At 72.8% G+C, this 19,437-nt stretch carries 20 protein-coding genes; 16 read left to right on the top strand and 4 right to left on the bottom strand.

Features of this window, described 5'->3' with window-relative positions:
* The first annotated feature begins 42 nt into the window (after nucleotides 1-42).
* The 7 genes from glmS (at nucleotide 43) to AC067U_RS21990 (ending at nucleotide 7,187) form a co-directional block, all read left to right on the top strand.
* Nucleotides 43-1,890: a glutamine--fructose-6-phosphate transaminase (isomerizing) gene (gene glmS, locus AC067U_RS22020; RefSeq protein WP_478831445.1), complete on the top strand. Its 1,848-nt coding sequence runs from the start codon at nucleotides 43-45 to the stop codon at nucleotides 1,888-1,890.
* A 94-nt stretch (nucleotides 1,891-1,984) separates the two neighbouring features.
* Entirely contained in the window at nucleotides 1,985-2,353 is a 369-nt protein-coding gene (locus AC067U_RS22015; RefSeq protein ID WP_478831444.1) for a holo-ACP synthase, read from the top strand.
* A gap of 4 nt (nucleotides 2,354-2,357) precedes the next feature.
* Nucleotides 2,358-3,767: an NAD(P)H-hydrate dehydratase gene (locus tag AC067U_RS22010; protein ID WP_478831443.1), complete on the top strand. Its 1,410-nt coding sequence runs from the start codon at nucleotides 2,358-2,360 to the stop codon at nucleotides 3,765-3,767.
* A gap of 66 nt (nucleotides 3,768-3,833) precedes the next feature.
* Nucleotides 3,834-4,976: an alanine racemase gene (alr, locus tag AC067U_RS22005; protein WP_478831442.1), complete on the top strand. Its 1,143-nt coding sequence runs from the start codon at nucleotides 3,834-3,836 to the stop codon at nucleotides 4,974-4,976.
* A gap of 118 nt (nucleotides 4,977-5,094) precedes the next feature.
* Nucleotides 5,095-6,204, top strand: coding sequence for an alpha/beta fold hydrolase (locus tag AC067U_RS22000; protein ID WP_478831642.1), 1,110 nt, complete (start codon nucleotides 5,095-5,097; stop codon nucleotides 6,202-6,204).
* The gene (gene tsaE / locus AC067U_RS21995) at nucleotides 6,176-6,700 is read left to right on the top strand and encodes a tRNA (adenosine(37)-N6)-threonylcarbamoyltransferase complex ATPase subunit type 1 TsaE (RefSeq protein ID WP_478831441.1); all 525 of its coding nucleotides are present in this window, start codon (nucleotides 6,176-6,178) and stop codon (nucleotides 6,698-6,700) included. Before AC067U_RS22000 ends, tsaE begins: the two co-directional genes overlap by 29 nt.
* 280 nt (nucleotides 6,701-6,980) lie before the next feature.
* Nucleotides 6,981-7,187: a hypothetical protein gene (locus AC067U_RS21990; protein WP_478831440.1), complete on the top strand. Its 207-nt coding sequence runs from the start codon at nucleotides 6,981-6,983 to the stop codon at nucleotides 7,185-7,187.
* 85 nt (nucleotides 7,188-7,272) lie between these two features.
* Here AC067U_RS21990 and AC067U_RS21985 read toward each other — a convergent pair whose 3' ends face one another.
* A complete protein-coding gene (locus AC067U_RS21985) occupies nucleotides 7,273-7,833 on the bottom strand; it encodes a hypothetical protein (RefSeq protein WP_478831439.1) in 561 nt (186 codons plus the stop codon).
* Between the two features lie 229 nt (nucleotides 7,834-8,062).
* On the opposite strand from AC067U_RS21985, the gene tsaB reads away from it, so the two are divergent.
* The 5 genes from tsaB to AC067U_RS21960 all read left to right on the top strand — a co-directional run bounded on the left by tsaB (nucleotide 8,063) and on the right by AC067U_RS21960 (nucleotide 11,481).
* The gene (tsaB, locus tag AC067U_RS21980; RefSeq protein ID WP_478831438.1) at nucleotides 8,063-8,731 is read left to right on the top strand and encodes a tRNA (adenosine(37)-N6)-threonylcarbamoyltransferase complex dimerization subunit type 1 TsaB; all 669 of its coding nucleotides are present in this window, start codon (nucleotides 8,063-8,065) and stop codon (nucleotides 8,729-8,731) included.
* 8 nt (nucleotides 8,732-8,739) lie between these two features.
* Nucleotides 8,740-9,279: a ribosomal protein S18-alanine N-acetyltransferase gene (gene rimI / locus AC067U_RS21975; protein ID WP_478831641.1), complete on the top strand. Its 540-nt coding sequence runs from the start codon at nucleotides 8,740-8,742 to the stop codon at nucleotides 9,277-9,279.
* A gap of 5 nt (nucleotides 9,280-9,284) precedes the next feature.
* Entirely contained in the window at nucleotides 9,285-10,424 is a 1,140-nt protein-coding gene (gene tsaD / locus AC067U_RS21970) for a tRNA (adenosine(37)-N6)-threonylcarbamoyltransferase complex transferase subunit TsaD (RefSeq protein WP_478831437.1), read from the top strand.
* Nucleotides 10,425-10,441: 17 nt separating this feature from the next.
* Nucleotides 10,442-10,681, top strand: coding sequence for a hypothetical protein (locus AC067U_RS21965; protein WP_478831640.1), 240 nt, complete (start codon nucleotides 10,442-10,444; stop codon nucleotides 10,679-10,681).
* Nucleotides 10,682-10,791: 110 nt separating this feature from the next.
* Nucleotides 10,792-11,481, top strand: a complete 690-nt coding sequence (locus AC067U_RS21960) for a hypothetical protein (RefSeq protein WP_478831436.1) — start codon at nucleotides 10,792-10,794, stop codon at nucleotides 11,479-11,481.
* Here the strand turns inward: AC067U_RS21960 and AC067U_RS21955 are convergent.
* Nucleotides 11,405-12,634, bottom strand: a complete 1,230-nt coding sequence (locus AC067U_RS21955) for a class I SAM-dependent methyltransferase (RefSeq protein WP_478831435.1) — start codon at nucleotides 12,632-12,634, stop codon at nucleotides 11,405-11,407. The genes AC067U_RS21960 and AC067U_RS21955 overlap by 77 nt on opposite strands.
* Nucleotides 12,635-12,724: 90 nt before the next feature.
* On the opposite strand from AC067U_RS21955, the gene AC067U_RS21950 reads away from it, so the two are divergent.
* Together AC067U_RS21950 and AC067U_RS21945 are read left to right on the top strand one after the other, a co-directional pair.
* A complete protein-coding gene (locus AC067U_RS21950) occupies nucleotides 12,725-13,660 on the top strand; it encodes a polysaccharide deacetylase family protein (protein ID WP_478831434.1) in 936 nt (311 codons plus the stop codon).
* 64 nt (nucleotides 13,661-13,724) lie between these two features.
* A complete protein-coding gene (locus AC067U_RS21945; protein WP_478831433.1) occupies nucleotides 13,725-14,657 on the top strand; it encodes a polysaccharide deacetylase family protein in 933 nt (310 codons plus the stop codon).
* Nucleotides 14,658-14,746: 89 nt separating this feature from the next.
* Here AC067U_RS21945 and AC067U_RS21940 read toward each other — a convergent pair whose 3' ends face one another.
* Nucleotides 14,747-16,138 (bottom strand): FtsW/RodA/SpoVE family cell cycle protein, encoded by a 1,392-nt coding sequence (locus AC067U_RS21940; RefSeq protein ID WP_478831432.1) that lies wholly within the window; start codon nucleotides 16,136-16,138, stop codon nucleotides 14,747-14,749.
* 404 nt (nucleotides 16,139-16,542) lie between these two features.
* Between AC067U_RS21940 and groES the strand changes: the two genes are divergently transcribed.
* Complete coding sequence (groES, locus tag AC067U_RS21935) at nucleotides 16,543-16,851, top strand: co-chaperone GroES (protein ID WP_360891066.1); 309 nt, start codon at nucleotides 16,543-16,545, stop codon at nucleotides 16,849-16,851.
* Between the two features lie 115 nt (nucleotides 16,852-16,966).
* The gene (groL, locus tag AC067U_RS21930) at nucleotides 16,967-18,595 is read left to right on the top strand and encodes a chaperonin GroEL (protein WP_478831431.1); all 1,629 of its coding nucleotides are present in this window, start codon (nucleotides 16,967-16,969) and stop codon (nucleotides 18,593-18,595) included.
* 123 nt (nucleotides 18,596-18,718) lie between these two features.
* Here groL and AC067U_RS21925 read toward each other — a convergent pair whose 3' ends face one another.
* Nucleotides 18,719-19,429 carry an ester cyclase gene (locus AC067U_RS21925; RefSeq protein ID WP_478831430.1) on the bottom strand — a complete coding sequence of 237 codons (711 nt, stop codon included), beginning with the start codon at nucleotides 19,427-19,429 and terminating at the stop codon, nucleotides 18,719-18,721.
* Between the last annotated feature and the right edge of the window lie 8 nt (nucleotides 19,430-19,437).

Genomic DNA, 19,437 nt, shown 5'->3' with positions numbered 1-19,437 from the left:
GGCTACCCGCCGGGGAGCTCCGTGCGGCGTACGCTGCCGACTATGTGTGGAATCGTCGGATACGTAGGAGCGCAGTCGGCGCTCGATGTGGTCATCGCGGGGCTCAAGCGCCTGGAGTACCGCGGTTACGACTCGGCCGGGGTCGCGGTGCTGGCCGACGGTGGGCTGGCGACCGCCAAGAAGGCCGGGAAGCTGGTCAACCTGGAGAAGGAGCTCGTCTCGCGGCCGCTGCCGGCCGGGTCGACGGGCATCGGGCACACCCGGTGGGCCACCCACGGCGGGCCGACCGACATCAACGCCCACCCCCACCTCGACAACTCCGGTCGGGTGTCGGTCGTCCACAACGGCATCATCGAGAACTTCGCCGCGCTCCGCGAGGAACTGGCCGGGCGCGGCCACCGCCTGGAATCCGAGACCGACACCGAGGTCGTCGCCCACCTGCTGGCGGAGTCCTTCTCCTCCACCGGGGACCTCGCCGAGTCCATGCGCCAGGTCTGCCGCCGTCTGGACGGCGCCTTCACCCTGGTGGCGGTGCACGCCGACGAACCCGACGCGGTGGTCGGCGCGCGGCGCAACTCCCCGCTGGTGGTGGGTGTGGGGGAGGGCGAGAACTTCCTCGCCTCCGACGTCGCCGCCTTCATCGCGCACACCCGGGCCGCCATCGAGCTGGGCCAGGACCAGGTCGTCGAACTCCGCCGGGACGCGGTCACGGTGACCAACTTCGACGGCACGCCGGCCGTGGTGCGCGCGTACCACGTGGACTGGGACGCCTCGGCCGCCGAGAAGGGCGGCTACGACTACTTCATGCTCAAGGAGATCGCCGAGCAGCCGAAGGCCGTCGCCGACACCCTGCTGGGCCGGATCGACGTGGGCGGCTCGCTGACCCTCGACGAGGTGCGCATCCCCGACTCGGTGCTGCGGGAGGTCGACAAGGTCGTGATCGTGGCCTGCGGCACGGCCTACCACGCGGGCATGATCGCCAAGCTGGCCATCGAGCACTGGACCCGCATCCCCTGCGAGACCGAGCTGGCCAGCGAGTTCCGCTACCGCGACCCGATCCTGGACCAGCGCACCCTGGTGATCGCCATCTCCCAGTCCGGCGAGACCATGGACACCCTGATGGCGCTCAGGCACGCCCGTGAGCAGGGCGCCAAGGTGCTGGCGATCTGCAACACCAACGGCTCGACCATCCCCCGCGAATCGGACGCCGTGCTGTACACGCACGCCGGCCCGGAGGTCGCGGTGGCCTCCACCAAGGCGTTCCTGACCCAGCTGGTGGCCTGCTACCTGGTCGCGCTGTACCTCGGACAGGTGCGCGGCACCAAGTGGGGCGACGAGATCACGGCGGTGATCCGCGAGCTCTCGGACATCGCGGCCGCCGTGGACATCGTGCTGGGGACGATGGAGCCGGTACGGGCCCTGGCCCGCTCCCTCTCCGACAAGGACACCGTGCTGTTCCTCGGCCGGCACGTGGGCTACCCGGTGGCCCTGGAGGGCGCCCTCAAGCTCAAGGAGCTGGCGTACATGCACGCCGAGGGCTTCGCGGCGGGCGAGCTGAAACACGGGCCGATCGCGCTGATCGAGGAGGACCTGCCGGTGGTGGTCGTGGTGCCCTCGCCGCGCGGCCGCTCCGTCCTTCACGACAAGATCGTCTCGAACATCCAGGAGATCCGGGCGCGCGGTGCCCGGACCATCGTGATCGCGGAGGAGGGCGACGAGGCGGTGGTCCCCTACGCCGACCACCTGATCCGCATCCCGGCCACCCCGACGCTGCTGCAGCCGCTGGTGGCGACCGTGCCGCTCCAGGTGTTCGCGTGTGAACTGGCCACCGCCCGCGGCAACGAGGTGGACCAGCCGCGTAACCTCGCCAAGTCCGTGACGGTGGAATGAGCGGGCCGACCGGAATGACCGGATCGACCGGATCGACCGGATCAACCGGATCGACCGGACCGGCCGGGATGAACAGGATGAGGGGCTGCGAAACGTGATCATCGGGGTGGGCATCGACGTTGCCGAGATCGACCGCTTCGAGGCGGCGCTGGCGCGTACGCCCGGCATGGCCCGACGGCTTTTCGTCGAATCGGAGTTGATGCTGCCGAGCGGCGAGCGGCGCGGAATCGCCTCGCTCGCCGCGCGGTTCGCCGCCAAGGAGGCGCTCGCCAAGGCGCTCGGCGCGCCGCCCGGACTGCTGTGGACCGACGTCGAGGTCTACGTCGAGGACAGCGGCCGGCCCCGGCTGCGGGTGCGGGGCACGGTCGCGGCCCGGGCCGAGGAGCTGGGCGTCGCGTCCTGGCACATCTCGCTCAGCCACGACGCCGGGGTGGCGTCGGCGGTGGTGATCGCGGAAGGCTGAGGCCGTGCGTACCGCTTACCGCGTGGAGGAAGTACGGGCCGCCGAGCGCGAGCTGATGGCCCGGCTGCCGGAGGGTGCCCTGATGCAGCGGGCCGCGGCCGGGCTGGCGGCCCACTGCGCCCGGCTGCTCGGCTCCGCGGCCGGCCGGGTCTCCGGGGCCCGGGTCGTGCTGCTGGTCGGCGCCGGGGACAACGGCGGCGACGCCCTGTACGCCGGCGCCCGGCTGGCCCGGCGCGGCGCCGGGGTGCGGGCCGTCCTGATGGACCCGGCCCGGGTGCACGGCGGCGGTCTGGCCGCCCTGCTGCGGGCCGGCGGCCGGGTCGTGGACACCGTGCCCGGCCGGGCCGACCTGGTGATGGACGGGCTGGTCGGCATCGGGGGCCGGGGCGGGCTCCGGCCGGCCGCGGCGGAGCTGGCGGAGCGGATCCCCGCGGGTGCCACGGTGGTGGCCGTGGACCTGCCCAGCGGGGTGGACGCGGACACCGGCGAGGTGGCGGGCGCCGCCGTCACCGCCGACGTCACCGTCACCTTCGGCACGTACAAGCCGGGCCTGCTGATCGACCCGGGCGCCTCCCGGGCCGGAGAAGTGCGCCTGGTGGACATCGGACTGGGGCCGGTGCTGTCCGGGCCGCCCGCGCTGGAGTCCCTCGACGAGGCGGAGGTGCGCGCCCTGCTGCCCGTACCGACGGCCACCAGCGACAAGTACCGGCGCGGGGTGGTGGGCCTGCTGGCCGGCTCCGCGCAGTACCCGGGCGCCGCGGTGCTCACCGTGGCGGGGGCGCTGCGCGGCGGCGCGGGCGCAGTCCGCTACGCCGGACCGGCGGCGGACGGGGTGCTGGCCCGCTACCCGGAGGTGCTGATCGGCACCGGCCGGGTCCAGGCGTGGGTGCTCGGCCCCGGCGTGGGCACCGAACGCCCCCCGCTCCCGGCGGACGACGTCCCCCTCCTGGTGGACGCGGACGGCCTGCGCGGCCTCACCCCGGAGGAGGTGCGCGCCCGCACCGCCCCGACCCTGCTGACCCCGCACGCGGGCGAGGCCGCGGCGCTGCTCGGCGTGCCCCGCGCGTCGGTGGAGGCGTCCCGGCTCTCCGCGGTCCGCGAACTGGCGGCCCGCTTCGGGGCGACGGTCCTGCTGAAGGGCTCGACGACGCTGGTCTGCGAGGCCGGCGCGGACCCCGTCAGGACCAACCCGACGGGGTCGCCCTGGCTGGCGACGGCGGGCAGCGGCGACGTCCTGTCGGGCCTGGCGGGCTCGCTGCTGGCGGCGGGCCTCACCGCCCTGGACGCGGCCTCGGTGGCGGCGTACCTGCACGGCCGCGCGGGCCGCCTCGCCGCGCGCGGCGCGCCGACGACGGCCCACGACATCGCCCTCGCCGTCCCCGCGGCCTGGCGGGCCCTCACCGGCCCGACATGACGGAAGCCGTGCTCACCGCGGTGTTCGGGCGAAGCCCGGCGGACGGTGTCTGAGAGACTGGCCGGGATGAATACGACACCGCGCGTATACGCCGAGATCGATCTTGACGCCGTTCGGGAGAACGTGCGCGCCCTGCGCGCGCGGGCGGCCCGGGCCGAGCTGATGGCCGTCGTCAAAGCCGACGCCTACGGACACGGGGCCGTGCCCTGCGCCCGGGCGGCCCGGGAGGCCGGTGCCACCTGGCTCGGGACGGCCACGCCCCAGGAGGCGTTCGAACTGCGCGCGGCGGGTATCGGCGGCCGGATCATGTGCTGGCTCTGGACCCCGGGCGGGCCCTGGCAGCAGGCGATCGAGCAGGACGTCGACGTGTCCGTGAGCGACATGTGGGCGATGGAGGAGGTCATCGCGGCGGCCCGCACAGCCGGCCGCGCTGCCCGGATCCACCTCAAGGCCGACACCGGCCTCGGCCGGAACGGCTGCCAGCCCGCCGACTGGGCCGAGCTCGTCGGCGCGGCCGTCGCCGCCCAGGCCGAGGGCACCGTCGAGGTCAGCGGGCTGTGGTCGCACTTCGCCTGTGCCGACGAGCCCGGCCACCCCTCCATCCAGCGGCAGCTCGACCTGTTCTGCGAGATGGTGGCGTACGCCGAGAAGGAAGGGGCGGACCCGGAGGTCCGGCACATCGCCAACTCGCCCGCCACGCTGACCCTCCCCGAGACCCACTTCGACCTCGTCCGCACCGGCCTCGCCGTCTATGGCGTGTCCCCGGCGCCCGAACTCGGCACGCCGCAACGGCTCGGCCTGCGCCCCGCGATGAGCCTTCGGGCGACCGTCGCCCTGGTGAAGACCGTGCCCCCCGGGCACGGCGTCAGCTACGGCCACCACCACACCACCACCGGCGAGACCGCCCTCGCGCTGATCCCCGCCGGGTACGCCGACGGCATCCCGCGGCACGCCTCCGGCCGCGGCCCGGTCCTGCTCGGCGGGAAGATCCGGACCGTCGCCGGCCGGGTGGCCATGGACCAGTTCGTCGTCGACCTGGGGGACAGCACCGGGCACGGCGTACGGGCGGGCGACGAGGCGGTGCTGTTCGGCTCCGGGGAGCACGGCGAACCCACCGCCGAGGACTGGGCGCAGGCCTCGGACACCATCGCGTATGAGATCGTCACCCGTATCGGGGCCCGCGTGCCCCGGGTGTACCTGGGCGGGTGAGACGCCCTGGGTCCCGGTCGGATGCGCCGGGACCGGTGAACGGAACGGCGGGACGGGCGGTGCGGGCGTGAGCGAGAACTGGCGCAGGGCCGGCTGGGCCGGTGCCGCGCTCGGCGTGATGGCGGCGGGGGCGGCGGCCGGTGTGGCGGTCGAACGGCTCACCGTGGGCCGCGGCGTGCGCAGACAGGCGCGCGTGGCCCTGGACGCCGCCGGCCCCTACGGTTCGCTCCGCGGCCGGGAGGGCACCACCCGCGCCGAGGACGGAACCCAGCTCCGCTACGAGGTCGACGAGCTCCCGGCGGAGGGCAAGCGCCGCCGCGGCCCGCGCCGGCCCGCCGCGGCCGGCGTCACCGTCGTGTTCTGCCACGGCTACTGCCTCTGCCAGGACTCCTGGCACTTCCAGCGCGCCGCACTGCGCGGGATCGCCCGCGCCGTCTACTGGGACCAGCGCAGCCACGGCCGTTCCGACCGCGGACTCGGCCAGGCCGACGGCGAGCCGGTCACCATCGACCTGCTGGGCCGGGATCTCAAGGCCGTCCTCGACGCCGCCGCGCCCGAGGGCCCGCTCGTCCTCGTCGGCCACTCCATGGGCGGCATGACGATCATGGCGCTGGCGGACCAGTTCCCCGAGCTGGTCCGGGACCGGGTGCTCGGCGTAATGCTGGCCGGTACCTCCAGCGGCGGGCTCGACCAGGTCACGTACGGGCTGCCGACGCTGGGGATCACGGCGGTGCGGCGGGTCCTGCCCGGAGTGCTGCGCGCCCTCGGTTCCCAGGTGGAGCTGGTGGAGCGGGGGCGCCGGGCCACCGCCGACCTCTTCGCCGGGATGATCAAGCGGTACTCGTTCGGGTCGCGGGACGTCGACCCCGGCGTGGCGCGGTTCGCCGAACGGCTCATCGAGGCCACGCCCATCGACGTGGTCGCGGAGTTCTACCCGGCCTTCCAGGTCCACGACAAGACCGAGGCGCTGCGGCAGTTCGAGGACCTCCCGGTCACCGTGGTCGCCGGGGACAAGGACATGATCACCCCACCCGGACACAGCGAGGCCATCGCGGCCGCGCTGCCCGGCGCGGACCTGGTGGTGCTGGAGAACACCGGCCACCTGCTCATGCTGGAGCGCCCCGAGACGGTCACCGGGCTGCTGCTCGATCTGCTGGCGGTAGCCGGGGTGCTGCCCGCAGCCACTACCGTTGGTGCGCATGGAAGCAGTGCACAGCCAGGCCGGTGAGGCCGTCGTCTCCGTCACCGTCGATTCCCCCGCGCGCATGCAGGACCTGGGCCGGCGCATCGCGTCCCTGCTGCGTCCCGGCGACCTCGTCCTGCTCACCGGCGAGCTCGGCGCCGGGAAGACCACGCTGACCCGCGGGCTGGGCGAGGGGCTGGGCGTGCGCGGGGCGGTGACCTCGCCGACCTTCGTCATCGCCCGGGTCCACCCGTCGCTGTCGGGCGGGCCGGCCCTGGTGCACGTGGACGCGTACCGGCTGGGCGGCGGGCTCGACGAGATGGAGGACCTGGACCTCGACGTCTCGCTGCCCGAGTCGGTGGTCGTGGTCGAGTGGGGCGACGGCAAGGTCGAGGACCTGTCCGAGGACCGGCTGCACGTGGTGATCGCGCGCGCGGTCGGCCACGAGGAGGTGCTCGACGACGTCCGCGAGGTCTCGGTGCGGGGCATCGGCGCCCGCTGGGACACGGAGCAGCTGAAGGCGCTGACCGGGCCGGCCTGAGCCGGGCGGGCCGGCGGGCCCGCCGTTCGGCCGTCCGGGCCCGGGCCTGATTCCCGCCCGTCCTGGCTGTCCTGCCCGTCCTGCCCGTTCCCGGCCGTGCGGGTGGGCCGACGGGTAAGCCGACGGGTCGGCCGATCGGTCGGCCGAACGGGCGGACGGGTATACATACCGACAACTCGTCGGCAAGGTGTTGCGCGTGCGCCGATCCGCGTGGTGACATGGTACCGAGAGTCGGTTAGGGCTACCTAACTTCGGCGTACCCGGGTGTCAGGAGGCAGCCATGTCGGCCACGTCGGCAGCGGATCAAGGCGACACCCCGCGCAGCTCCGGGCCCGCCCTCGTCCCCTTCGGCCTGACCATGCAGGCGCTGCTCGCCTCCTGCGCCGCCGCGACCGCGGTCTCCACGCCGCCGGAGGCGCAGCGCACCGGGGCCGGGGCCGGAGAGCCCGGGGCCGTGGGCGCCGGCCCGGAGTCCGAGGCGGCCTGAGCGCACCGCCGCCCGGCGGCGCGCGGACGCGCCGTCCTCCGTACGGGTGATAACAGCGGGTCCCGGAGCCGGGTGCGCCGGGTGCCTACGGGACGACGACCACCTTCGTGCTGATCGTCGCGAACGCCCACACGGCGTCGCCGTCCGCCCGGCTCATCCGGATGCCGCCGGTCTTCTTCTTCGCGTCCGGAGCCGGCAGCGAGCCGTCCACCCGGGCGCTGAAACCGATCACCACGCCCTGGGCGCTGGTGAACCGCACGACGTGCTCGACCGGCACCCCGTCCGAACCGGTGACCTTGCCCGACCGCGAGGTGACGGCGTAGCTGCCCGGGTTCGGGTGCACCGTGCTCGGCACCACCGGGAAGGTGCGCGGCTCGGTGCCCCCGGTGGCCTCCGCCAGCCAGATCCGCTTCAGGCCCACCGAGTAGACCACCCGCTTGCCGGTGCCCGAGTCGGCCGGCACCGGCAGCGGCTTCGCCGGGTCCACCGCCGGGGCGGGCTTGTTCGGGGCCGGCGGGCCGGGCTGTCCGACCGCGGCCGGCTTCCGCTCCGGGGCGCTCGCCGACGCCTGGTAGGCGAGGAAGCCGACGGCACCCAGAGCCACCGCCGTGAGCCCGGCCACGATTCCCGAGCTGCTGCGTGCCACCTTGCTCCACCTTCCCCGGTGTTCGTGCCGTCGGCCCCGTGACCGGCCGCGATCGGCCGCGTCTTCGGGGCCCGCACGCGTCCTGCGACGTCTCCTGCGCTGTGCCCTGCATTCGGTCCTGCATTCGGGCATGCACCCGACCTGGGACGAAGGTACAGCAGGGGCCCCGTGGATCCGGCCCGCAACGGGCGGGCACCGCCGCCCGCCCCTCCGGCCGTAGGCTGTTCGCGTGCTCTTGCTCGCAGTAGATACCGCCACGCCCGCCGTCACCGTCGCCCTCCACGACGGCACGTCCGTCCTCGCCGCCGCCGACCAGGTGGACGCCCGCCGCCACGGCGAGCTGCTGCTGCCCTCGGTCGACGCGGTGCTCGCCCGGGCCGGGGCCAGGCTCGACGCCGTGACCGGCATCGTCGTGGGCACCGGACCGGGGCCCTACACCGGCCTGCGGGTCGGCCTGGTCACCGCGACCACCTTCGCCTCCGTGCTCGGCGTACCGGTGTACGGCCTGTGCACGCTCGACGGCCTCGCGTACGCGGCCGGGGCCGAGGGCCTCGAAGGCCCCTTCGTCGTCGCCACCGACGCCCGCCGCAAGGAGGTCTACTGGGCGCGCTACGAGGACCCGCGCACCCGCGTCGGGGAGCCCGCGGTGGACCGCCCGGCCGAGATCGCCGACCGGGTCGCCGGCCTGCCGGCGGTGGGCGCGGGCGCGCTGCTCTACCCGGAGGTCTTCCCGGACGCGCGCGGCCCCGAGCACCAGTCGGCGGCGGCCCTGGCCTCGCTGGCGGCGGAGAAGCTCGCCGCCGGGGACGAGTCCGCGTTCCTGCCGCCCGCGCCGCTGTACCTGCGCCGGCCCGACGCGCAGGTGCCGAAGAACTACAAGGTGGTCACCCCGAAGTGACGGGAGTGATGGGAGTGACGGGAGTGCCGGGAACGACCGGAGAGGCGAAGGTCGTCCTGCGCGAAATGCGCTGGTGGGACATCGAACCCGTGATGGCACTGGAACACGACCTCTTCCCCGAGGACGCCTGGTCCCCCGGCATGTTCTGGTCCGAACTGGCCCACGCCCGCGGCCCGCACGCCACCCGCCACTACGTCGTGGCCACGACGGTCCCCGGCGACGGCTCCGCCGGCCGTGTCGTCGGATACGCCGGACTGGCCGCCGCCGGCGACCTGGGCGACGTACAGACCATCGCGGCCGCCCGCGACCAGTGGGGCACCGGGCTCGGCGCCCGGCTGCTCACCGACCTGCTGCGGGCCGCCACCGCATTCGAGTGCGCCGAGGTGCTGCTGGAGGTACGGGTGGACAACACCCGCGCCCAGAAGCTCTACGAGCGCTTCGGATTCGAGCCGATCGGCTTCCGGCGCGCCTACTACCAGCCCGGCAACGTCGACGCGCTCGTGATGCGCCTCAGTGATCCTGCAAACTCCGTTTCCTGTGCGAAGTGAGAACCATGGCTGACGAACCCCTCGTCCTCGGTATCGAAACCTCCTGCGACGAGACCGGCGTCGGCATCGTCCGCGGCACCACGCTGCTCGCGGACGCGGTCGCGTCGAGCGTCGACGAGCACGCGCGGTTCGGCGGCGTGGTGCCCGAAGTCGCCTCGCGCGCGCACCTGGAGGCGATGGTCCCCACCATCGAACGGGCCCTGAAGGAAGCCGGGGTCAGCGCCAGGGACCTCGACGGCATCGCGGTGACCGCCGGGCCCGGCCTGGCCGGCGCCCTGCTGGTCGGCACCTCCGCGGCGAAGGCGTACGCGTACGCCCTCGGCAAGCCGCTCTACGGCGTGAACCACCTCGCCTCGCACATCTGCGTGGACCAGCTGGAGCACGGCAAACTGCCCGAGCCCACCATGGCCCTGCTGGTCTCGGGCGGACACTCCTCGCTGCTCCTGGCGCCCGACATCACCAGCGACGTCCGGCCGCTCGGCGCGACCATCGACGACGCGGCGGGCGAGGCCTTCGACAAGATCGCCCGTGTGCTCGACCTGGGCTTCCCCGGCGGCCCCGTGATCGACCGGCTCGCCAAGGAGGGCGACCCCTCCGCGATCCGGTTCCCGCGCGGCCTGACCGGACCGCGCGACCCGGTCTACGACTTCTCCTTCTCCGGGCTGAAGACGGCCGTGGCGCGCTGGATCGAGGCCAAGCGCAACGCGGGCGAAGAGGTCCCGGTGCGCGACGTGGCCGCCTCCTTCCAGGAGGCCGTGGTGGACGTGCTGACCCGCAAGGCCATCCGCGCCTGCAAGGACGAGGGCGTCGACCACCTGATGATCGGCGGCGGTGTCGCAGCCAACTCCCGGCTCCGGTCCCTGGCGCAGGAGCGCTGCGACGCGGCGGGGATCATCCTGCGGGTGCCGCGGCCCAAGCTGTGCACCGACAACGGTGCGATGGTGGCGGCGCTGGGCGCCGAGATGGTGGCGCGGAACCGGCCGGCCTCGGACTGGGACCTGTCCGCCGACTCCTCGCTGCCCGTCACCGACCCGCACGTGCCGGGCACCTCGCACACGCACGGCGAGGGCGCCGGCCACGGCCACGGCCATGGGCACGACCACGACCACGTGCACGAACTCAGCAAGGACAACCTCTACTCGTGAGCGTCACCCTGGCGTTGATGTGGGAGGCCCGGGCCGTCACCGGGCGGGGCGGCGAACTCCTGGAGTGGGCCCGCGCGCAGACCCTGGCGCGGGAGCCGCTGCGCCGCGAGCTGCTGCGCGCCCCCCAGGACCGGGTCCTGGTCATCACCTGGTGGGAGGCCGCTGACCTGGCCGCCGACCTCCCCGAACTGCCGGAACCCGCGCCCGACCTGATCACCCGTCCGGTACACCGCTGGCGTTTCGAGTCGGTGTCCTGAACGCCCCGCCGCCCGGCCCGGGGGCCGGACCGGCGCCCCGTGCCGCCGGTCCGGCCCCGTCCCGGGGGAGGCCGCGGTTTCCCCCGGCCGGGCCCGATATCGTCATGCGCATGCCCCGCCGTGATCTTCCTCCTCCGCCCCCGCCCGCGCACCTGCGTGCCGGGCCGGACGGGGAAGGGCCGCCCGGGCAGCGGGCCGCCCACCTCGTGGAGCTGGCGCGGCAGAGCCTCGGGCTCGGACGGCTGCTGCTGCTGTGGACCGTCGCCGCGGTCTTCGCCCTCGGCTGGTCCTTCCTCGCCATGGCCCTGATGGCCTTCGAGGAGCGGGGCGGCGCCCTCGAAGCGCTGATCGGCGGGGTCTTCGCGGTGCTCGGGCTCGGCGTGCTGGTGCCGGCCGGGCTCTGGTGCGCGTGGGGCGTACGGCGCGACCGCGAGGTACGGCTCCGGCTGCGCGCGTGGGCCGAAGCGGAGACCGGTGCGCCGGACCCCGCCACCGAGGCCCGGCTGCGCGCACCCGGACGCGGCCTGGGCTGGCTGCTGGGCTCCGGCGCGATGTGCGCGACCGGCCTGTGGGTGTCGCTCGGCGCGGCGGCCGCGGCCCGCCCGGACGGGGCCTCCTACGGCGAGCTCGCCTACGCCCTGGGCCTCGGCCTGATCCTGTGGATCACCGGCCTGCTGGGCGCCGGCAAGGCGGCCGCCCACTACCGGTGGGCGCGGCGCGCCTTCACGACCCCGCCCCGGGACCGGACGCGGGTCCCGGACCGGCACCCGCTCCAGGAGCAGGGGCCGGCGCGCCGATGAGCATGGCCGGTGCACCGGCCACCCGGGTCAGGAACACCGTCGCCGCGTTCCGCCCCTGCGGCTTCACCTTCCGGCGGAGCTCCTCCGGCTCGACCGCCGAGCCCCGCTTCTTCACGGTCAGCACCCCGACCTCGCGCTCGCGCAGCAGCGCCTTGAGCTTCTTGAGGTTGAAGGGCAGTACGTCGGAGATCTCGTACGCCGTCGCGTAGGGGGTGGGACGCAGTTCGTCGGCGGTGACGTAGGCGATGGTCGGGTCGATCAGCCGGCCGCCGTCGAGGCCGGCGGCGACCTCGGCGACCAGGTGGGCGCGGATCACCGCGCCGTCGGGCTCGTAGAGCCAGCGTCCGACCGGACCGGGCTCGGGGTCGGGCAGCGGCCGCTCCGGGCAGAGCGAGTGCGGGCCGGGCAGCAGGGTGGCCCGGACCGCGCCGGGGGCCGTGCCGAACCAGAGCACCGCCTCCTTCACGTCCCCGTGGTCGGAGATCCACTCCGCCTCCGCCTCGGCGGGGACGGCCTCGTGCGGGATGCCGGGCGCCGTCTTGATCGCCGCGCAGCGCGTCGTACGGGCGGCCCGCACGGCCCAGGACAGCGGCGGGGAGTACGCCTCCGGGTCGAAGGTGCGGCCCCTTCCGCCGCGCCGCGCCGGGTCGAGGAAGACGGCGTCGAAGCCGGTGAGGTCGACCTCCGTCACGTCCGCCTCGCGGACCTCGACCATCCCGCCGAGCCCGAGCGCCTCGGCGTTGGCGCGGGCGACGGCGGCGGTCAGCGGGTCGCGGTCCACGGCCAGCACCTCGATCCCGGCCCGGGCCAGGGCGATGGCGTCTCCGCCGATGCCGCAGCACAGGTCGGCGAGGCGGCGCACGCCGAGCGCGGCGAACCGCTCCGCGCGGTACGCCGCCACGCTCGCCCGGGTGGCCATCTCGACCCCGCCGGGCGTGAAGTACATCCGGTACGCGTCCTCGGCGCCGAACTTCGCCACCGCGCGCTGGCGCAGCCGGGCCTGCCCGAGCGCCGCGGACACCAGCTCGGCCGGGTGCTCGCGGCGCAGCCGGGTGGCGACGGCGAGCTCCTGGGCGGGGTCGTAGTCGCGCAGGGAGTCGAGGAGGGTGCGGCCCTCGGGGGTGAGCAGGGAGGCGAAATCGTGCGGGTTCACCGGGTCATTGTGCGCCAGTCGATGGAAGGTGCGGGTCCGGCCGTGGTGTCGGCGGAGGAGTCGTATCGACTGCTGACAATATGCCAAGCTATGCAGCTAGTAGGAAAAAAGGGACAAAAGGCCCGTCGGGGCGTCGGCTCGCGCGGTCGGTTCGGGGTGGCGCTGGCCGCGCTGCTGGTTGCCGCCCTGGGCACCGCCTGCGGCTCGTCCGAGACGGAGAAGGCCCCGACCAAGGCGGGGCCCAAGGCCGGCGGTGAGGCGGGTGCGGCCGGCGCCCAGCACGACCGGGCGGCGCTCGCCAAGAAGAAGGAGCTGGCCCGGCTCGCCGCGGTGAAGAGGTGGGGGCTCGCCAAGCCGCCGCTGATCGCCCCGGCCGCCCCGAAGCAGAAGCCGGAGATCGAGACCCGCGAGGGCTTCGAGGTCGACGACCACGAGGGCCTGCCGCCGGTGTTCACCACCATCCCCACCGAGGAGAAGGTCGTCTTCCTGACCGTCGACGACGGCGCCGAGAAGGATCCCGCGTTCCTGCGCATGATGAAGGAACTCGACATCCCCTACACCGCCTTCCTCAGCGACTACCTGGTGCGGGACAACTACCCGTACTTCAAGGAGATGCAGGCGGCCGGCGTCACCCTGAACAACCACACGCTGAACCACCGCTACATGCCGGCCCTCTCGTACGAGAAGCAGCGCCAGGAGATCTGCGGTCAGCAGGACAACATCCAGAAGCGCTTCGGCAAGCGCCCCACGGTGTTCCGCCCGCCGTACGGCAACTACAACGAGGACACCCTGCGCGCGGCCAAGTCCTGCGGCATCAAGCACGTCCCGCTGTGGAACGAAGAGGCGTTCCCCGACCGGATGGACTACCGCGAGTGGGACCGGGACATCCACCCCGGCGACATCATCCTCACGCACTTCCGGGGGCGGGAGGACTGGAAGGGCACCATGCCTGACATGATTCGTCAGGTCATGAAGACCGTGACGGACAAGGGATACGCGGTGGGTCGCCTGGAGGACTACCTCTGACCTCCGCTGGTCGGGCCCGAGTTCACCGATCCGCCGATCCCCGGGAAGCAGAGGGTCACACCGGATGCCGAGCACCCACCGCCGTGGCGCGACCGCCCCGTTCCGCGGAACCGTTCCTGCCCGCGTGGCGCGCCGCCTGACGGCCGGGCTGCTCACGGCGGGTGCTCTGGCGATCGCCCTCTCCGGGTGCGGGGACAGCGTGGAGCCGATCGAGCGCCTGGGCCGCAAGGCGACGGGCGAGGCCACCGCCGGCCCGTCCGGCGGCCCGGCCTCCCCGGTGCCGTCGACCGGGCCGTCGGCGAGCTCCGAGGCGTACCGGCACTGGGGCCTGACCCGCCCGCTCGAATTCGCCCCGAAGCCGGAGCGGAAGCCGGCGCTGCCGAAGGCGGCGCCGGGACGGGTCCCGGTGGTCGACCGAATACCCGTGCCGGCCGGGGAGAAGACGGTCTTCCTGACCTTCGACGACGGTGCCGAACGGGACCCGCGCTTCCTGCGGCTGGCGGCCGACCTGAAGCTCCCGATCAGCATGTTCCTGACGGACAGCGTGGCCTCGGGGGGCTACGACCACTTCGCGCAGCTGCGCGACCAGGGCAACGGCAGCGCGATACACAACCACACGCTCACCCACCCGAACATGCGGACCCTCTCCTACGAGGCGCAGAAGAACCAGATCTGCGGCCAGCAGGACCGCCTGGCGGCCCGCTTCGGCACCCGCCCCCGCCTGTTCCGCCCGCCGTACGGCAACTACAACGACAACACCCTCCGCGCGGCCAGGGACTGCGGCGCGGAGGCGGTGGTCCTGTGGCGCGCGTCGATGCAGATCAAGAACCTCCAGTACGCCCAGGGCTCCACCCTCCGGCCGGGCGACATCATCCTGGCCCACTTCCGCGGCCCCGCCGAGCTCAAGGGCACCACGGAGACCGAGATGACCACCCGCATGCTGCAGAAGATCCAGGAGCAGGGCTTCAAGATAGGCCGCCTGGAGGACTACCTGTAGCGGGTGCCGGTGCCGGTGCCGGTTCGGGTGCCGGTTCGGGTGCCGGTGCCTTCGCCCCGGCCTTCGCCCCCGGCCTTCGCCCCCGGCCTTCAGCCCACCCGCACCTCCGCCGGTTCCGGCGCGCTCCGCGCGTCCGTCTCCCGCTGGCGTTCCGCGCTGTCGCTGATCCGGAGCAGCAGGGCGATCATGATCCAGTTGGCCAGCAGCGAGGAGCCGCCCTTCGCCAGGAAGGGCAGCGCCTTGCCGGTGAGGGGGATCAGGCCGGTCACCCCGCCCGCCACCACGAAGACCTGGAGGGCCAGGGCCGCGGACAGGCCGACGGCGAGCAGCTTGCCGAAGGGGTCGCGCGCGCCCAGGGCCATCCGCAGCCCCCGCTGGACCAGCAGCGCGTAGAGCAGCAGGACCGCCATCACCCCGGCCAGGCCGAGTTCCTCGCCGACCGTGGTCAGGATGAAGTCCGACCGCCCGGCGAACTTGATCAGCTCGGGGTGGCCCTGGCCGAGCCCCGTGCCGGTGATGCCGCCGGTGCCGAAGCTGAAGAGGGCCTGGGCGGACTGGTCCGAGATCAGGCCCGGGGGCCGCTGGTCCGGCGGGAGGAAGATGGCCATCGGGTTCAGCCACGCCTGGACGCGGTTCTTCACGTGCGGCTCCGTGGAGCCGACCACGAACGCGCCCACCGCCGCCATCAGCACGCCGAAGACGATCCAGCTGGTGCGCTCGGTGGCGACGTAGAGCATCACCACGAAGACGCCGAAGAAGATCAGCGAGGTGCCCAGGTCCCGCTCGAAGACCAGCACCAGCATGGCCATGACCCACACGGTGACGATCGGGGCGAGCTGGCGCATGGGGGGCAGCTGCACCCCGAGGAAGCGGCGGCCGGTGAGGGCGAGGGTGTCCCGGTGGAGGACGAGGTAGCCGGCGAAGAAGACCGCGATCATGATCTTCACGAACTCGCCCGGCTGCACCGAGAACGGCCCGATGAAGATCCACCGTTTGGCGCCGTAGGTGTCGGCGCCGAAGAAGGCCGGGGCGATCAGCAGCACCAGGGCGACCGCCATGGTGAGGTAGATGAACCGCTGGAGGTAGCGGTGGTCGCGGAGCAGGGCGATCACCGCCAGGCAGGCCGCCACTCCGATCACCGTCCACAGCAGCTGCCCGGGAGCGTTCGCCTCGCCGCCGTACCGGTCGATGTACGCCTGGTCGAGCCGGTGCAGCAGCACCAGCCCGAACCCGGTGAGCAGCATGGCCAGCGGCAGGATCAGGGGATCGGCGTACGCGGCGAACCGCCGTACGCCCAGGTGCGCGACCAGCGACAGCAGGGCCATGCTCAGCGTGAAGCCGGGCAGGCCCGCCGGCGGCTCGCCGTTCATCGCCAGGCCGGCGTTGGTGTACCCGTAGACGGTGATGCCGAGGACCAGGACCAGGAGCAGGGCTTCGGTGCGGCGGCGGGCGCCCGCCGCCGTGGGTCTCAGCCCGCGCACGGGGCGCCCGCTGCCGTGCCCGCCGCCGCCCGGTCCGTGCGGAACCCTGCGTCGACCTGCTCGGCAATGGGGCGTTTTATCTTCATATCGTCTATGACGTCGATACGCCTTCCGGGGTTGCCCGCGGCCCGCTGAACGGGGCGCCCGAACCCGTGTGCGGGGCGGCCGGGCGGCGCGGAATCGCCGTCCCGCGGCCGAAACCCGGTGTCCCGCAACGCCGGACGGCGCGAATTGGCACTCCGCTTGACCGAGTGCTAATCGCCGGAATAGTCTCGGGCCTGGCACTCGCCACCGGTGAGTGCCAACACAGCGACGGGCAGGTCCGGCACCCGCGACGACGGATCCACCTGGTCGCCACCTCAGACAGTTAACCCCGTGAGATCTCCGAAGGGGGAGGTCGGACCGTGACGACCACCAGCTCCAAGGTTGCCATCAAGCCGCTCGAGGACCGCATTGTGGTCCAGCCGCTCGACGCCGAGCAGACCACCGCCTCTGGCCTGGTCATCCCGGACACCGCGAAGGAGAAGCCCCAGGAGGGCGTCGTCCTGGCCGTGGGCCCGGGTCGCTTCGAGGACGGCCAGCGTCTGCCGCTCGACGTGAACGTCGGCGACATCGTGCTGTACAGCAAGTACGGCGGCACCGAGGTGAAGTACAGCGGCGAGGAGTACCTCGTCCTCTCGGCTCGCGACGTCCTCGCGATCGTCGAGAAGTAATTCACCCGAAGCAGAAGATGCTTCTGAGCTGCGCCCCTGGTCCCCGCTGATGTGACGGGCGGCGAGGGGCGCGGTTCGTTAACCCCAGATTTTTCGAGAGGGCTGAACCGCTCCCATGGCGAAGATCCTGAAGTTCGACGAGGACGCCCGTCGCGCCCTCGAGCGCGGCGTCAACAAGCTTGCCGACACGGTCAAGGTGACGATCGGCCCCAAGGGCCGCAACGTCGTCATCGACAAGAAGTTCGGCGCCCCCACCATCACCAACGACGGTGTCACGATCGCCCGCGAGGTCGAGCTCGACGACCCGTACGAGAACCTGGGCGCCCAGCTCGTCAAGGAGGTGGCGACCAAGACCAACGACATCGCGGGTGACGGCACCACCACCGCGACCGTGCTGGCCCAGGCGCTGGTCCGCGAGGGTCTCCGCAACGTCGCCGCCGGCGCCTCCCCGGCCTCCCTGAAGAAGGGCATCGACGCCGCGGTCAAGGCGGTCTCCGAGGACCTCCTCGCCACCGCCCGCCCGATCGAGGACAAGACCGACATCGCCGCCGTGGCCGCGCTCTCCGCGCAGGACCAGCAGGTCGGCGAGCTCATCGCCGAGGCGATGGACAAGGTCGGCAAGGACGGTGTCATCACCGTCGAGGAGTCCAACACCTTCGGTCTCGAGCTCGAGTTCACCGAGGGCATGGCCTTCGACAAGGGCTACCTGTCCCCGTACTTCGTGACGGACCAGGAGCGCATGGAGGCCGTCCTCGAGGACCCCTACATCCTGATCAACCAGGGCAAGATCTCCTCCATCCAGGACCTCCTGCCGCTGCTGGAGAAGGTCATCCAGGCCGGTGGCTCCAAGCCGCTGCTGATCATCGCCGAGGACGTCGAGGGCGAGGCGCTCTCCACCCTCGTCGTCAACAAGATCCGCGGCACCTTCAACGCGGTCGCCGTCAAGGCGCCGGGCTTCGGTGACCGCCGCAAGGCGATGCTGCAGGACATGGCCACCCTCACCGGTGCCACCGTCATCGCCGAGGAGGTCGGCCTCAAGCTCGACCAGGCCGGTCTGGACGTGCTGGGCTCCGCCCGCCGCGTGACCATCTCCAAGGACGACACCACCATCGTCGACGGCGCCGGCAACTCCGAGGACGTCCTCGGCCGCGTCAACCAGATCAAGGCCGAGATCGAGGCCACGGACTCCGACTGGGACCGCGAGAAGCTCCAGGAGCGCCTCGCGAAGCTGGCCGGCGGCGTGTGCGTGATCAAGGTCGGCGCCGCCACCGAGGTGGAGCTGAAGGAGAAGAAGCACCGTCTGGAGGACGCCATCTCCGCGACCCGCGCCGCGGTCGAGGAGGGCATCGTCTCCGGTGGTGGCTCCGCTCTGGTCCACGCCTCCAAGGTCCTCGCCGACAACCTGGGCAAGGACGGCGACGAGGCCACCGGTGTCGCGGTCGTCCGCAAGGCCGCCGTCGAGCCGCTGCGCTGGATCGCCGAGAACGCCGGCCTCGAGGGCTACGTCATCACCTCCAAGGTGGCCGAGCTCGAGAAGGGCCAGGGCTTCAACGCCGCCACCGGCGAGTACGGCGACCTGGTGAAGGCCGGCGTCATCGACCCGGTCAAGGTCACCCGCTCCGCCCTGGAGAACGCCGCCTCCATCGCCTCCCTGCTGCTCACGACCGAGACCCTGGTCGTCGAGAAGCCGGCCGAGGAGGAGGCCAACGGCGGTCACGGCCACGGTCACGGCCACAGCCACTGATCGCCTCACCGCGATTGCCCCACGGCATCAGGAAGGCCCCGTTCCGCACCGCGGAGCGGGGCCTTCCCGTGTCTGCCGGACGCGCACGCCCCAGGACGCGTACGCCTCGGGGGCTCGTACGCCTCAGGACTCGTACGGGTTGCCGGTCGTGCCCATCTGGCGCTGCAGCTCGCCGATGTTGTAGTGCCACCAGCCCTCGGTGAGTTCGCCGTTCATGCAGCGGAAGGTGGTGGTCCCGGACAACTCGTACGTCTTCCCCGTGGGGGCGACGCCCATGAACTCGCCCTTGTGGGTGCCGTGCCACTTCCACACGGTGGTGACGAACTCGCCCTCGGCGAGCTGGGCCATCGGCTCGAAGGTTATGTCGAAGGCCGCCCGCCACGTCTCCATGTCCCCGCGCATCGCGTCCCGTCCGATGACGGTGGGCTCCGCCTTGGCCACGTCGTGGTCGATGTAGTTCGTCGCGAAGCACTCCTCGAAGACGGCCATGTTGCCGTGCATGGCGGCGTCCACGAACACCCGGTTCACCAAGTGCTTGTTGAGCTGCTCGTCACGGACCACATCCAGGTTGGTGAACGTCGGCATGCCGTCGCAGAGCGCCATCATCTCCTGGAACATCTTGTCCGTCTCGGGGAGCTGAGAGTTCTTCATGGCGTCTTCGTACGAGGGGAACTCGACCACGTCGACGTAGTGCTCCGCGTCCTCGCGGTCCTGGCCGATCATGCTGTGCGTGACGGTCCGCTTGCCCTGGCTCTGGGCGACGTACCGGTCCATCAGGTCGGAGAGGTCGCCGTAGCGACGGGTCTTGTAATCGATTATCTGTACGAATGTCATGGCGGTCT

This window comes from Streptomyces sp. NPDC043853 (genome assembly GCF_056436025.1).
Note: the sequence above shows the minus strand (reverse complement) of the source record. Positions and strands in the feature narration are given on the sequence as shown.